This window comes from Corynebacterium incognita, assembly GCF_014217255.1.
Lineage (GTDB): Bacteria > Actinomycetota > Actinomycetes > Mycobacteriales > Mycobacteriaceae > Corynebacterium > Corynebacterium incognitum.
In genome coordinates this window covers 1,535,422-1,548,469 of the sequence record NZ_CP059404.1, presented here as the reverse complement: position 1 = coordinate 1,548,469, position 13,048 = coordinate 1,535,422, and the positions used below count along the sequence as shown (strand labels likewise).

The following is a 13,048-nucleotide window of genomic DNA, read 5'->3' as shown; positions in this document are numbered from 1 at the left end:
GTAGAACCATGACCGAACAACGCGCCTACAGCACCGACAACCCTTTTGATCCTTCCCAGTGGAAGGTGATGGACGGCTTTGCGAACCTCACCGACATCACCTACCACCGCCACGTGGGTGAGGGCCGCAAGAACGGCATTGTGCGCATCGCCTTCGACCGCCCGGAAGTACGCAACGCCTTCCGCCCCCACACCGTGGACGAGCTCTACCGGGCGCTGGACCACGCGCGCCGCACCCCCGACGTGGGCACCGTGCTGCTCACCGGCAACGGCCCCAGCGACAAGGACGGCGGCTGGGCGTTTTGCTCCGGCGGCGACCAGCGCATCCGCGGCCGCTCCGGCTACCGCTATGCCACCGCGCACGACTCCGACGACGCCACGGCGGACGAGTCCACCGTGGACACCGCCCGCGAAAAGGTGGAGGGCGGCCGCCTCCACATTCTGGAGGTCCAGCGCCTCATCCGCACGATGCCCAAGGTGGTCATCGCCGTGGTCAACGGCTGGGCGGCCGGCGGCGGGCACTCCCTGCACGTGGTGTGTGACATGACCATCGCGTCGCGCCAGGAGGCGCGCTTTAAGCAGACCGACGCCGACGTCGGCTCCTTTGACGCCGGTTACGGTTCCGCCTACCTGGCCAAGATGGTGGGGCAAAAGTACGCCCGCGAGATCTTCTTCCTCGGCCGCACCTACGACGCCGAGCGCATGCAGCAGATGGGCGCGGTCAACGAGGTGGCCGATCACGGCGATCTGGAGAAGGCAGCCATCCAGATGGCCCGGGAGATCAATACCAAGTCCCCCACCGCGCAACGCATGCTGAAGTTCGCTTTCAACCTCACCGATGACGGGCTCATGGGCCAGCAGGTCTTCGCCGGCGAGGCCACCCGCCTGGCCTACATGACCGACGAGGCCGTCGAGGGCAAGGAGTCCTTCCTGGAAAAGCGCGAGCCCAACTGGGACCAGTTCCCGTACTACTACTAGGCCCGCGGCCGCCACACCCCACTGCGCCCCACCAACCTTGTGCTGACCACAAGGATAAGCAACGCCACGACGAACTGGAGGGAAAGTTTCCACGGGACCGCCTCCAGCCAGCCAGGCGTGAACGGGTCGCCGGTGAGGAAACCTGTGGTGACCAGGATGCCGGTCAACGTCACCGCCGCAACCAAAATGACAATGAAGGCACAGATACCGCTGGCCTCCGCTACGGCGGCACGCCACACGAATCCGGGTGGGGCACCCGCCATCACCAACGCGCGATCATCTCCGCGCACTCGCGGGAGGATAACCAGTGTGCTGAAAAGCCCGGCGACGATATTCGGTACCAGCGCCGGCGCGATCAGAAGCAGCACGAGTTCGGACTCGCTTGTCGACGCCCCTTCCATCCAACGGTCGCCTACAAGGATCACCGCCCACGTGCTCACCACGAACACTCCCGTCACCACCCACGGGAGAATGACGGCGCGACTAAAGAGCGAATAGCGGCGCAGATTAGCGAGAGCGACGAGCACCGGTACCGGTAGGCGCCACTTCGCAGGCACACCCCCAACGGCTACGGTGGCTACGATCAACCAATCCATAAGGAACAGAACAGCGCACACCAGCAGCATGTGCATACCGAAAACGCTGGACGCTAGCTCGTCACCGGCATCAAAATTGCCGCGGCGCGCGGTTTCAAACAGCGCGATATAACCGCCGAGTGCGCCTAAGCCGCACGCGGTGGACCAGAAGCCGGGCTTCGCGCGCGGCAAGGTAGCCTCCCGCAATGCGCGCAGCGGGTGCAGGCGATACACCCGCCAGAGCTGAGGCAAGGCGGAACCCAGTGTGGCCGCCAGCACCGTCCCCAGCGCCCAGGCCACCGCCGGTATGCCGTAACTCGGGTCGATAGCAAGTAGCGCATCATCGAGAACCTTTTTCGTTGGTCTCAGCAGGATGGGCGCTACAAGGAGTCCAGCCACCGCTCCTAGGCTTACTGCGCTCAGCACCTGTGCCAGCATCAACAGCGAACACAGCGCGTCGGGCATTCCCGCGAGTTTCCACTTCGCCAACGTGCTGCGGCGTTCGCTTACGACCAGTCCACTCAGCGTCCCCACGGCGGTGAGCACACCGATCACCGCAAAACCGATGACCGTGCCGGTCAAAGACTCAATGCCCTCCACGGTGCTTTCGCCGAGCAGAAAAGCATAGGCCACAGCGAGGCAGCCACTGGCGACGAAAGAAGTAGCAACCAGCGCGGCCCACGCGACCCGAGTGGACCACATGTCTGTTCCCGCGATCGACACTGCGCTCCACAACGCCCGTAAGGCACTTCCGCGAGACCTCTTCCCCTGCAGGGAAACCGGCGTGTACACCTGCTTCTTCACCCTCTTACCCTCATGCTGCATGGGCACCCCCTAATGCCACGCGGGCATCCGCGTAGTCGAGCGCTTGCGCATCGTGGCTGATGAGCACCACTGCGGTTCCGGTATCGGCCGCACTGCGGAGGGCACCCATGACGATGCGAGCGCTCGTCCGGTCCAGCGCGCCTGTGGGCTCATCCGCGAAGATATACGGGGTCCGCGCGAGCAACACTCGCGCCACGGCGACTCTCTGTTGTTGTCCGCCCGACAGCTGGTGCGGCAGCAGCTTTTCTAGCCCGTCAATGTTGAGGTAGGCAAAGGTATCTTGCACCGCGGCGATGGTTGGGCTCTTCCCTAATAGACGTGCGGTCAGCAACGCATTCTCCACCGCGGTCATCGTGCCGACGAGGTTGTAGTTTTGAAAAATAACACCACGTTGCGTGCGGCCAGGTGCCTCCACGACGCCCTGGGAGGGCTTATCAATACCGGCTAGCAAGGACATCAACGTCGACTTACCCGAACCGCTGGGGCCGGTAAGAGCCACTATGCTGCCGGTGGGGACGCGAACATCAAGCCCGGAGAATACGGTCTTACGACCAAACTTCTTGGCCACCCCAGTAGCCACGATGTCCTCGCCGCTTTTCAGGGTGCGAATCTTGTTCTTTGTCATGCTTCTCATTGCACGCGACGTGCCTGCTGAAAGAAATGCACTCAGCTGCCCACTAGTGGTGGAGCTAGCTCTACTGTGTTTCCGGTGCCGTTCGCCTTAAGCTGAAGTCATCATGACGCCCACACGAGCCTCCGCCACGGAATCCGCAGCAGCACCAACGCGCTATTGGCCCAGTGGATTCTCCCGCAACCCGTTGCGGTTGCTGCGGCGCCGCCAGCATTGGCGGGTGATGGCTTGGTCCTTCGTCTTGGCGTTGTTGTGCATTCCGACTGTTGTGGTTTCCCTTGTTCTTTTAGCATGGGTGCCGTGGGTGGCCCGCGTAGTGGACAACGTCGCGGTCTCTGGCGCCTCCTTTGTGGGCGTTTCCTGTGCGGAGCGTCGGGCCATTAAAATTTTCGATGGCCCGCAGGCCCTCAATCTCCTGGCCCACATCATCCTCATGTTGCTCGCGCTGATCGCTTGGACGGTGGCCCTCATCGTGTTTGTCGTCTGGATGGCCACCCCGATCCTCGCTGTCACCGATCCCGATTTTTCGGCGAATTTTGGCAACTACCGAACCAACAACATCGGGATCATCTGCGCGTTGTGCCTTCCTTCCGCCGCGATCCTGGTCACTATCCACAGCTACTTTTGTTGGCTGATTACCGGGGCGAGCACCGCAGCCACGGTCGCCGCGCACGGCGCCAACGCACACAAGGTTCAGGAACTGGAATCTTCTCGTGCCACGATCATCGACGCGTTTTCCGGTGAGCGCCGCCGTATCGAGAGGGAGCTTCATGACGGCGTGCAGCAGTATCTCACCGCGGTCCAGCTCAACATCGCTGCAGCACAACTACATGCCGCCAACAATCCCGAGCACATGGCAGATTCGTTGGAACAAGCCCGCCAGAATTCCAACAAGGCCCTGGAAGCACTCCGGTCCACGGTGCGGGGCATTTACCCCCAGGTTCTCCAAGACCATGGTCTAGTAGAAGCCATCAATGAACTAGTGCATTCTTCCGGCCTCGCCGGCGATGTGGAGGTAGACGCAGCTGCTGAGACCAATGCTCTGACCGACACCCAGGCCTTGCTGCTCTACCACGCGGTATCCGAAGCCCTCACGAATGCCTCTAAGCATGGCCATGCCTCCCACGTCCTGGTTCGCGTACACGGCCGTAGCCGTGACTACAGCAACGACAAGAGCACCAGCGCCATAACCGTCACCATCAGTGACGACGGAACGGGCCCCGACCTGCAACGCAGCGTTGCCGCATCGCCATCCCAGCCCGCAGTCCCGGACTTGAACGCCGAACAGTCCTCGGGTACTGGAATCGCGGGCTTGCGCGAACGAGCGCGCAGCTTGGGCGGCGATGTTGAATTTGGCAGCAGCAACGAATTCTCCGGTGCGCAGCTCACCATCTCACTTCCACAGAAAGGGGCACGATGAAGATCATCCTCGCAGAAGACTCCGCACTGTTGCTTGCGGGTCTCAGCGAAGTACTCCGCGCCGCTGGCCACAACGTCGCTAAAGCACGCGACGCCGACGAATTACGGAGTCTTGCGGAACAAGCACCCGTGGATCTCGTGATCAGTGACGTGCGCATGCCGCCGGATATGACCGATGACGGTGTCCGCGCAGTACGGGATATTCGTAGTAACGGCACCAACCGAGGCGTGCCGTCTATCATCCTGTCACAGTATGTTGCCGCCGCCTACCTCGACGAGTTCTTGGACCAGGGTGGATTCGGCTACTTGCTCAAGCAACGCGTCAGCGACATCCAAGAATTCCTCCACGCTATGGACAAGGTGGCAAGCGGGGACACCGTCGTTGACCCGGAGGTCGTGTCCTCGCTCCTACGCCGTCAGCACAACGAGCTCTCCCAGCTCACATCCCGCGAGAAGGAAGTGCTTCAGCTCATGGCGGAAGGCATGTCCAATTCGGACATTGGACAAAGACTTTTTCTCACCGCCGGAGCTGTGAGTAAACACATCGCCAATATCTTCCTCAAACTCGGCTTCACGCCGCAGGATGACAACCGCCGCGTCCGCGCCGTGCTGACCTGGCTGCGCCACCACGCCCACAACCCCTAGTATCTAATGGCGTGAACACCATCCTGCGACCGCTGCACGTTGACCCGCACGACCCGGCCGGTATCCTGCCCGCGCTGGAGGAGGCCATCGCGGGTAACTACGCTTACCTGCCTGTCCCCGGCAACGGTCCGGCTAAGGCAGAACTCTTGCGCGCCTCGCAGCGCGCGGGCGCGGACATCGACAGCGACGTCGCACTGGTGGTGCCCACGTCCGGGTCCACAGGCACGCCGAAGGGTGCGATGCTCACCGCCGTAAACCTCGTGTCCAGCGCTGACGCCACCCACCAGGTGCTCGGCGGGCCGGGACAATGGTTGCTGGCCATGCCCGCCCACCACATCGCCGGCATCCAGGTGCTTATCCGCTCGCTTATCGCGGGCGTAGATCCGTTGTGTGTGGATGTCTCCCAAGGCTTTAACGTCGCCGCCTTCGGCGCCGCGGCCTTCGAGCTGGACAAGACCGGCGACCGCACCTATACCTCGCTCGCGCCGATGCAGCTGGCCAAGGCGATGGACACCATGCAGGGCATCGACGCCCTGCGCACCTTTGATGCCGTGCTCGTCGGCGGTGCCGCGATCAACCCGCAGCTGCGCGCAGCCGCCGCGGAACTGGGCATCACCGTCGTGGCCACGTACGGCTCCTCGGAAACCTCCGGCGGGTGCGTCTACGACGGCCGCCCCCTCCCCGGCGCGCAGGTCAAGCTTGTCGACGGCCGCGTCCACCTCGGCGGCCCCATGATCGCGCGCGGCTATCGCAACGCCCCCGACCACGAGGCGTTTGCGGAACCCGGGTGGTTCATCACCTCCGACGGCGGGCAGCTGCGCGACGGCACGCTCACCATCACCGGCCGCCTGGACAACATCATCAACTCCGGCGGACTGAAGCTCCACCCGGAAAACTTGGAGCAGCACCTCCTGGCGGTGAAGGGCGTGCGCGGCGCCTGCGTCGTCGGTCTACCCGATGCGCGCCTGGGTCACATGATCGTCGCTGCCTACGAGGGAGACGCCGACCCCGGCGACATCCTCATCGCCCTCGACGACGCCGCCCTCCCCCGTTGGCAACGCCCCAAGAATCTCCTCCACGTCGACGCCCTGCCACTCACCGGCCCAGGCAAAGTGGACCGGCAAGCCGTGAAGACCCTTTTCACTCAGTAACCAGCACCGTGTCGACTGTGGAGAACGTCGCGCCCCGAGAGCTCTTGCCCGGCCAGTCCTTGCGCCCAGTGTTCGGGCATGGGTTTCAGCAGCTAGTCCTCCACAAATGACAGGTGTTTGTCCGTGTAGCGCTTGCCAGCGATGGTGGCGGCGTCGAAAAGCTGATTGACGTGGTCGACCTCGTCGGGGCGCAGCGCGGTGGTCTCGGCGTTGGCAATGATGCGGCCGGGGTTGGTGGAACCAGCCACGGGGAAGACGAAGTGGCGTTGGGCCAGCAACCACCCCAAGGCCAGCTGCGCCGGGGTGCGGTCGAGGGTCGCGGCGTAGTCCGCGAGCTGTTGGGCAAAGCGCTGGTTGGTGGCAAAGTTCGCCGAGTGCAGGCGCGGTGAGGAGGCGTCGTCGTTGGCCTGGGCCGTGCCCGCCAGCATGCCCTTGCCCAGCGGGGAATACGCCATGAACGCGATGCCGAGTTCGTCGCAAAGATCGAGGAGCTCTTTCTCCGGCTCGCGGGACCAGATGGAGTACTCGTACTGCACCGCCGACACCGGGTGCACGGCGTGCGCGCGGCGGATGGTGTCAGGCGAAGCCTCGCACAGGCCCAGGCGTGCGACCTTGCCCTCCGCGACGAGTTCGCCGACGGTGCCCGCGACGTCCTCGATGGGGACTTCCGGGTCCACGCGGTGCTGCATGAGGACGTCGAGACGCTCGCGCTGCAGGCGCCGCAAGGAGCCCTCGGCGCTGGCGCGGATGACCTCCGGACGGGAGTTTAAGTTGCCCGTCGGGGTGCCGTCGGCAATCTCCCAGCCGAACTTGGTGCACACGACGCCGCGGTTGCCCAGGGCGTCGCCAAGCATCTGCTCGCCGGTGTGCGGACCTTGGATCTCCGAGGTGTCGAAGAAGTTCACGCCGGCGTCGAACACCGTGCGCAGCGTCCGGATCATCTCCTCGCGCCGCGGGGAGTCCGGGTAGGAATGCGGCGTCATCGACGTGCAGCCCAGCGCTACCGCATTCACGGTGGCAGCGACGTGCTCGTCACCACCGGGACTGGCTGTGGTGAGGTGTTCTGACAGCGTGCGACGTTCCATGCCCACCAGAGTAAACTCAATCCCCATGACTGATCCACGCCACTACCCCGCAACCTACAAAGACTGGCTCGACGGCGCCCGCCCGCACACGTGGGCCAATGCCTTCGCCCCCGTGGTGGCGGGCACTGGCGCGGCCGCGGCTATCGACGGCGCGCACCTGGGCCGGGCACTGCTCGCCCTGGTGGTGGCGTGGGCGCTCATCTGTGGCGTGAACTATGCCAATGACTACTCCGACGGCATCCGCGGCACTGACGACGATCGCACCGGCCCGCAGCGGCTCACCGGCGGCGGGCTAGCCAAGCCCGCACACGTGAAATACGCGGCGTTCGCGTGCTTTGGCGTGGCGGGGATTGCGGGCATCGCGCTGTCGCTGCTGTCCGCATGGTGGTTCATCCTCGTGGGCGCGGTATGCATCGCGGGCGCGTGGTTTTATACCGGCGGCAAGAACCCCTACGGCTACCGCGGACTGGGTGAGATCGCCGTGTTCGTGTTCTTCGGCCTCGTGGCCGTTCTCGGCACACAGTTCACACAGGCCGGCCGGGTCACCTGGGTGGGCCTGGCGCTGGCCGTGGGCGTGGGCGCGATGTCCGCGGGTGTGAACCTGGTGAACAACATCCGCGATATCCCCTCGGACTCACAGACGGGCAAGATCACCCTTGCGGTGCGCCTGGGCGACGCGAAGGCCCGCAACCTCTTCACCGCGCTGGCGCTGCTGCCGTTCGCGCTCACCATCGCCGTGGCGCTGACGGCGTGGCCAGCGTTGATTTCACTGTTGGCGTTCCCCCTGGCACTCATGGCGGTGCGCACCGTCAACTCTGGTGCCCAGGCCGGCGCGCTCATCCCGGTGCTGGGTCTCACGGGCCGCGCGATGCTCATCTGGGCCGTGCTCATGGCCGCGGGGCTCGTGTTCGCCTCGTGATGTAAGTGCCGGGTCCCGGGCGCGTTAGCGGCCGGACAGCTCTGCCTGAATCCATTCCTTGCGCGCCTTGCGCTGGCGGGATAGCTCCGCCACGGAGTTAGTGGCTTCCAGACGCCACTTCGTGAACACCAGCATGGACAGCGGGAAGGCCACGATGAGCGCCAGTAGCGCGGACATCATGAGCGGCACCATCGCGCCGATAGCCACGGCGAGAAAGTGGATGACCGCCGTCAGCACTAGAAACAGCCCGAACCGGGCAGCACCGTACTTGAAGATGGCCACACGGGTCTTGCGCTTGAGCGCCGGATCCGGCTCCGGCGGGGCGGTCTGCTTGTCATTCACGCTGGTCAATTGTACTCCCTCACTATGGACGTTTTAAACTGATGGACATGGGTCGCCTGCTTCTAATCTTGCTTGTCCTTCTTGCCATCTACTTGGTGTGGAAGGCCTTCGGCCCGTCCTCGTGGGCGAAGAACCAACCCGCCGAGCCCGAGCCCCGCGCCATCAAGGGACCCGATGATGACGAGGAATTCCTGTGGAACCTGGAGAAGGAACGCTTCAAAGCCGAGCGCGAGAAGCAGCGCCGCGAACAGCAGGCACGCGACAAGAAGCACCGCGACAACCCTGGCGAGCAATCCGACGAGAACTGATAAGGGTGCGCGCCTGCGTTCTTAGTCCTTGGGCGTAAAGGACATCTCCATACCTAAGGCGTCGGCCACAGCAGCGACCTTTTCCCACCGCACGCCGCTACCGCCGTGCTCGATGGTGTGCAACGTCGAGCGGGACACCCCCGCCTTGGATGCCAGGTCCTGCTGCAGGACGCCGAGCTCGCGGCGTCGAGAAGCAAGGGCCTCCCCCAGCGCCACAATCATCGGATTATCGCTGGCTGGCTTGCCCTGCTTGTTCCGCGTGCGGTTCGGGGCGTTCGTCTCATCGCTCATGCGGGGTGGCCTCCACTTCTAGTGCGTGCGTTGTGGTGCATGCGGTGCGCTGCACATGGTGTGCTGTGTGCGTGATGCGTGGCGGCCTAGTTCAGGCCCGCGTAGGAGTGTAGGCCGGAGACCACCATGTTGATGAAGAATAGGTTGAAGATCATCGTGGCCAGGGCCAGGATGTTGATCCACGGCGCGGCCTTGCGGAACATCGGCGTCGCGCGCGCGTGCAGGTACGCGGCGTAGAGCACCCAGGTGGCAAAGGACACGGTTTCCTTCGGGTCCCAGCCCCAGAAGCGGCCCCACGCGGACTCGGCCCAAATGGCGCCCAGGACGATGCCGACGCCGAGAACCGGCAGGGTGATCACGGCGGTACGGTAGGCCAACTGGTCCAGCTTCACTGCCGACGGCAGCGGGCGCGCGATGGCGCCGAAAAACCCGGACTCGCGCCCCTTCGGCTGCCATACACGGAGCATGTGCAGCAGCGAGGCGATACCGGAGACGATGCCGATGGACGCACCAGTGGAGACCACGGAGACGTGGATCGGCATCCAGTGGGACTGCAGCGCCGGGACCACGGGCGCGGACTCAGCGTAGAGCTTCGTGCCGCCGTAGAACATCAGCACCAGGATCGGGGTGAGCAGCCACGGCCACAGCGTGCGCCATTCCTTGCGCTGGATGGCAATCGACGCCGCCACCATGGTGATGCCGGTGACCATGAGGACGTACTCGTAAAGGTTGCCGAATGGGAAGCGGCTGGTGGCCAGGCCGCGCAGCACAATCGCAGTGAAGTGCAAGATGATGCCCAGCCAGATCACCGACTGGGTCATGCCGCCCCACTTGTCCGCCTTGGCCTCGTCGGCCGCGAGCGCCTGCTTATCGACGCCCGCGTCCGTGGCGTGGCCGATGCCGGCGGGGAGGTCAGTGGCGCCGTCGGAACCAGCAAAGGCTGTGGTATCGACGTCCGCGCCGGCGCCGCCAACGGTGACGAGTTCCTTCGCGGAGCTCTCAGCCGTAGCGTCAGCCTGCAGTGCACGGCGGCGCGCCACAATGCCCTGCACGCGGCCGTAGTAGACCAGCGACAAGATCAACGCGATGACGTAGATGATGAACGCGGTCTGGAAGGAGATGTCCGAAAAATTGGACAGGGACTGATTGACCAGCATCTTGGTTCAAACCTCACATACTGTACTGAGTACGACAAAACGTGCGCATTTCACGGCGGCCACGTGGGGGCAAGTGCCCATTAGGCTACTACTGACCGCTGGGTTATCCAACTTTTTATTGATACACGGCGGCGGCTGAGTACCACCGGCGGCTGGGCCGGGTGCCCCGGCTAGTCGTCGGTGTAGATCTCGTCTTCCTCCACCTCGTCCGGATCGGGGAGGTCGTGGAGACGGCGGTGCAGCTCGTCGAATTCCTCGCCCCAGCCGGCGGAATCGGTGCGCGCCAGACCGGCCATCTCCACGACGGTAGCGGTCGCGATGCTGGTGTTGGCACCAGCACCGTCGGTGACCGGGCGCAGGCGCACCCAGATGCGGCGGCGCTTGATCACCAGGGAGCCCACGAGCGAGGCCAACATGATGACGGTGGAGACCAACACCCACTTCTGCATTGGGTCGTGCGAGATCTGGTAGTTCGCGTACTCGCTGGCGCCCTCGAACGTGATCTTGGTGCCGTCATCGAGCGTGACCTTGTCGCCCTGCTCCAGGTTGACGCGCTCAATCTTCTGCAGCTGACCGGAATGGATGAGCGACTGATCCAGGGAGAAGATGCTCTGGGCCGTGCCGGTGTCCAGTCCCGCGTCGCCGCGATAAATGTCCACCGCGAGCGCCGGGTTGTTCATCGCCGGGTGCGAAGAAGCCAGGATGTTTTCGTTCTCACCCGTCCACTGTGCGGTGGGCGCGAACAGTCCTTGGATGGCCAGCTGGTTTTGGCGGCGCTCGTACAAATCTGGGTGCATGCCCGCCGGCGGGTCGAAGCGCATGACGCCCGAGGACAAGAAGAAGGTCAGATCATCCGGGCGGAACTGCATGGTCTGCGTGCGCTTTTCCCGGTTGGGCCACTCCACCGTGATGGTCGGGGCGTAGCCATGACCCTGCAGGTACACGCGGTCGCCGGCCAGGCGCAGCGGGTGGTTCACCTTCAGCTCGTAGTCTTCCCACGACTCGGAATCGGTGTAGATGTCATCGCCCTCAGCAAAGGAAACGTTGGAGGTGAACATCTTCGCCTGACCATTGGGCAGGTATTCCGCAGCGAAGTCATGCGCAACGAAGCAGAAGGGGTTGAGCCCCGTGCCGTCGAAAAGCGCGCCGGCGCGGAAGGAGTCGAAGTTGGAGGTAGACGTGTTGCAGAATTCCTTGGACTGGTCCACATCCACGGCGTGATCGTAGGAACCGGACTCGGTGACCACGATGACCTGGCCCTCGTAGTGCAACAGCTTGCCTGCGGCGATGGTGAGCAGCATGGCCACCAACGCGATGTGGAAGATGAGGTTGCACAGCTCGCGGGCATAGCCGCGCTCCGCGGACAGGCTCACCGCGCCCGCGCGATCCTCTTCTGCCGAGTATTCCGCCACGCGCCAACCCTTGAGCAGGGTGCGCACCTGGGCCTTCGCGCCGTCGAGGTCGGTGTCCAGGGTTTCCTCCGCGTGCTGCGGCATGCGCGCCAGGTAGCGCGGGGCGCGGGTGGGCTTGGTACGCCAGGCCTTGTAGTGCTCCCAGGAACGCGGGATGATGCAGCCCACGAGCGAGATGGTGAGCAGGGTGAAGATGGCGGCGAACCAGCTGGACTCGAAGACGTCAAAGAGCTGGAGTTTGTCGTAGATCTCCGCCACCTTGCCGTTATTGGCCAGGTACTCGTTCACGTTGGTTTCGTTGAGCGAGCGCTGCGGCAGCAATGATCCCGGGATGGCGGCAATGGCGAGCAAGAACAGCAACGCCAACGCAGTGCGCATGCTGGTCAGCCAGCGCCACGACTTCTTCAGCCACGTCCACACAACAGACAAGTAAGACTCCTTATATAAATGTCGCGCCGTAGTCGACGGTCCACTGGCGAATCCAGTTAATGAAATAGCCCCACGCGCCAGAGAGCAAGGCCACGCCGACGAGGATCATGAGCACGCCGCCGGTGATCTGCACCGCGCGGGAGTGCTTGCGCAGCCACTCCACGGTGCGCATGGCGCGGGCGGAGCCGAAAGCTACGAGAATAAATGGCAGGCCCAGCCCCAGGCAATAGCCGACGATGAGCAGCGCGCCACGCAGCGCGGTCATGCCCTCAGTGCCGGCGGAGACGGAGATAATGGCCGCCAGTGTAGGCCCCAAGCAGGGGGTCCAGCCCAGGGCGAAGACCCCACCAAGCAGCGGCGCGCCCAGCCAGGTGGTCCAGCGCTTCGGCGCCATGCGGGTATCACGCTGTAGGGCGGGCACCATGCCCATGAACACTACGCCCATGAGGATGGTGATCACTCCGCCGATGCGCATGAGCAGGTCCGCGTTGAGCGTCAGCGCGGAAATCGCGCCGAAGATCGACACGGTGGCCAGCAAGAACACCACAGTGAATCCGAGGACAAACAGCAGCGCGGAACCCACCACGGCCCACTGGCGACGCTTGCCGACGCCCCCGTCGGCCCCGGCCTCGTCTACCTCGCCCCCGGCGTTCGTTGCGGTGCCGTAACCGGCCTCGCCACCGACGATGGAAGCAAGGTAGGAGATATAGCCGGGCACCAGCGGCACGACGCAGGGCGAGGCGAAAGACACCAGCCCCGCCGCGGCGGCGGCGAGCATGCCGAGCAGCAGCGGGCCGCTGACGGCGGCGTTGGCGAAGGTGTCGCCGATGCTGGCGAGCATCATGGTCTCGGCGCTCGCCAGATTGAAGGTTTGCGGTGCGA

At 64.2% G+C, this 13,048-nt stretch carries 14 protein-coding genes; 6 read left to right on the top strand and 8 right to left on the bottom strand.

From position 1 onward, the window contains the following. The first annotated feature begins 8 nt into the window (after positions 1-8). Entirely contained in the window at positions 9-977 is a 969-nt protein-coding gene (locus H0194_RS07185) for a 1,4-dihydroxy-2-naphthoyl-CoA synthase (RefSeq protein WP_185175256.1), read from the top strand. Here H0194_RS07185 and H0194_RS07180 read toward each other — a convergent pair. Together H0194_RS07180 and H0194_RS07175 are read right to left on the bottom strand one after the other, a co-directional pair. Beyond that, a complete protein-coding gene (locus H0194_RS07180) occupies positions 974-2,254 on the bottom strand; it encodes a hypothetical protein (RefSeq protein WP_185175255.1) in 1,281 nt (426 codons plus the stop codon). The two genes, H0194_RS07185 and H0194_RS07180, sit on opposite strands and share 4 nt — an antisense overlap. 112 nt (positions 2,255-2,366) lie before the next feature. Beyond that, positions 2,367-3,002, bottom strand: coding sequence for an ABC transporter ATP-binding protein (locus tag H0194_RS07175; RefSeq protein ID WP_185175254.1), 636 nt, complete (start codon positions 3,000-3,002; stop codon positions 2,367-2,369). Between the two features lie 112 nt (positions 3,003-3,114). Between H0194_RS07175 and H0194_RS07170 the strand changes: the two genes are divergently transcribed. From H0194_RS07170 to menE, 3 genes are read left to right on the top strand one after another with little or no spacing between them, the layout of a single operon-like run. Next, a complete protein-coding gene (locus H0194_RS07170; RefSeq protein WP_185175253.1) occupies positions 3,115-4,428 on the top strand; it encodes a sensor histidine kinase in 1,314 nt (437 codons plus the stop codon). Next, positions 4,425-5,072, top strand: a complete 648-nt coding sequence (locus H0194_RS07165) for a response regulator transcription factor (protein ID WP_185175252.1) — start codon at positions 4,425-4,427, stop codon at positions 5,070-5,072. The genes H0194_RS07170 and H0194_RS07165 overlap by 4 nt, the downstream gene beginning before the upstream one ends. An 11-nt stretch (positions 5,073-5,083) precedes the next feature. After that, on the top strand, positions 5,084-6,223 hold the full coding sequence (gene menE / locus H0194_RS07160; RefSeq protein WP_185175251.1) for an o-succinylbenzoate--CoA ligase: 1,140 nt from the start codon (positions 5,084-5,086) through the stop codon (positions 6,221-6,223). Between the two features lie 92 nt (positions 6,224-6,315). On the opposite strand, the gene H0194_RS07155 is transcribed toward menE, so the two are convergent. Then, a complete protein-coding gene (locus H0194_RS07155) occupies positions 6,316-7,308 on the bottom strand; it encodes an aldo/keto reductase (protein ID WP_185175250.1) in 993 nt (330 codons plus the stop codon). Between the two features lie 25 nt (positions 7,309-7,333). Here H0194_RS07155 and H0194_RS07150 point away from each other — a divergent pair, with 25 nt between their 5' ends. After that, entirely contained in the window at positions 7,334-8,227 is an 894-nt protein-coding gene (locus H0194_RS07150; RefSeq protein ID WP_185175249.1) for a 1,4-dihydroxy-2-naphthoate polyprenyltransferase, read from the top strand. A gap of 24 nt (positions 8,228-8,251) precedes the next feature. Here the strand turns inward: H0194_RS07150 and H0194_RS07145 are convergent, their stop codons facing one another. After that, positions 8,252-8,569 carry a DUF4229 domain-containing protein gene (locus H0194_RS07145; RefSeq protein ID WP_185175248.1) on the bottom strand — a complete coding sequence of 106 codons (318 nt, stop codon included), beginning with the start codon at positions 8,567-8,569 and terminating at the stop codon, positions 8,252-8,254. A gap of 47 nt (positions 8,570-8,616) precedes the next feature. On the opposite strand from H0194_RS07145, the gene H0194_RS07140 reads away from it, so the two are divergent. Further along, positions 8,617-8,877: a hypothetical protein gene (locus H0194_RS07140; protein ID WP_185175247.1), complete on the top strand. Its 261-nt coding sequence runs from the start codon at positions 8,617-8,619 to the stop codon at positions 8,875-8,877. 21 nt (positions 8,878-8,898) lie between these two features. Here H0194_RS07140 and H0194_RS07135 read toward each other — a convergent pair whose 3' ends face one another. From H0194_RS07135 to H0194_RS07120, 4 genes are all read right to left on the bottom strand, one after another. Further along, a complete protein-coding gene (locus tag H0194_RS07135; protein WP_185175246.1) occupies positions 8,899-9,168 on the bottom strand; it encodes a helix-turn-helix domain-containing protein in 270 nt (89 codons plus the stop codon). 86 nt (positions 9,169-9,254) lie between these two features. After that, a complete protein-coding gene (ccsB, locus tag H0194_RS07130; RefSeq protein WP_185175245.1) occupies positions 9,255-10,325 on the bottom strand; it encodes a c-type cytochrome biogenesis protein CcsB in 1,071 nt (356 codons plus the stop codon). A gap of 170 nt (positions 10,326-10,495) precedes the next feature. Continuing rightward, entirely contained in the window at positions 10,496-12,115 is a 1,620-nt protein-coding gene (locus H0194_RS07125) for a cytochrome c biogenesis protein ResB (RefSeq protein WP_185176941.1), read from the bottom strand. 61 nt (positions 12,116-12,176) lie between these two features. Further along, a complete protein-coding gene (locus H0194_RS07120; protein WP_185176940.1) occupies positions 12,177-13,010 on the bottom strand; it encodes a cytochrome c biogenesis CcdA family protein in 834 nt (277 codons plus the stop codon). Positions 13,011-13,048: the final 38 nt, after the last annotated feature.

Coding starts and splice junctions, on each gene's coding strand:
- H0194_RS07155 (WP_185175250.1), bottom strand. CDS start 7,308: ATGGAACGTCGCACGCTGTCAGAACACCTCACCACAGCCAGTCCCGGT.
- H0194_RS07170 (WP_185175253.1), top strand. CDS start 3,115: ATGACGCCCACACGAGCCTCCGCCACGGAATCCGCAGCAGCACCAACG.
- H0194_RS07175 (WP_185175254.1), bottom strand. CDS start 3,002: ATGACAAAGAACAAGATTCGCACCCTGAAAAGCGGCGAGGACATCGTG.
- H0194_RS07165 (WP_185175252.1), top strand. CDS start 4,425: ATGAAGATCATCCTCGCAGAAGACTCCGCACTGTTGCTTGCGGGTCTC.
- H0194_RS07180 (WP_185175255.1), bottom strand. CDS start 2,254: ATGTGGTCCACTCGGGTCGCGTGGGCCGCGCTGGTTGCTACTTCTTTC.
- H0194_RS07135 (WP_185175246.1), bottom strand. CDS start 9,168: ATGAGCGATGAGACGAACGCCCCGAACCGCACGCGGAACAAGCAGGGC.
- H0194_RS07140 (WP_185175247.1), top strand. CDS start 8,617: ATGGGTCGCCTGCTTCTAATCTTGCTTGTCCTTCTTGCCATCTACTTG.
- H0194_RS07185 (WP_185175256.1), top strand. CDS start 9: ATGACCGAACAACGCGCCTACAGCACCGACAACCCTTTTGATCCTTCC.
- H0194_RS07150 (WP_185175249.1), top strand. CDS start 7,334: ATGACTGATCCACGCCACTACCCCGCAACCTACAAAGACTGGCTCGAC.
- H0194_RS07125 (WP_185176941.1), bottom strand. CDS start 12,115: ATGCGCACTGCGTTGGCGTTGCTGTTCTTGCTCGCCATTGCCGCCATC.
- H0194_RS07120 (WP_185176940.1), bottom strand. CDS start 13,010: ATGATGCTCGCCAGCATCGGCGACACCTTCGCCAACGCCGCCGTCAGC.
- ccsB (WP_185175245.1), bottom strand. CDS start 10,325: ATGCTGGTCAATCAGTCCCTGTCCAATTTTTCGGACATCTCCTTCCAG.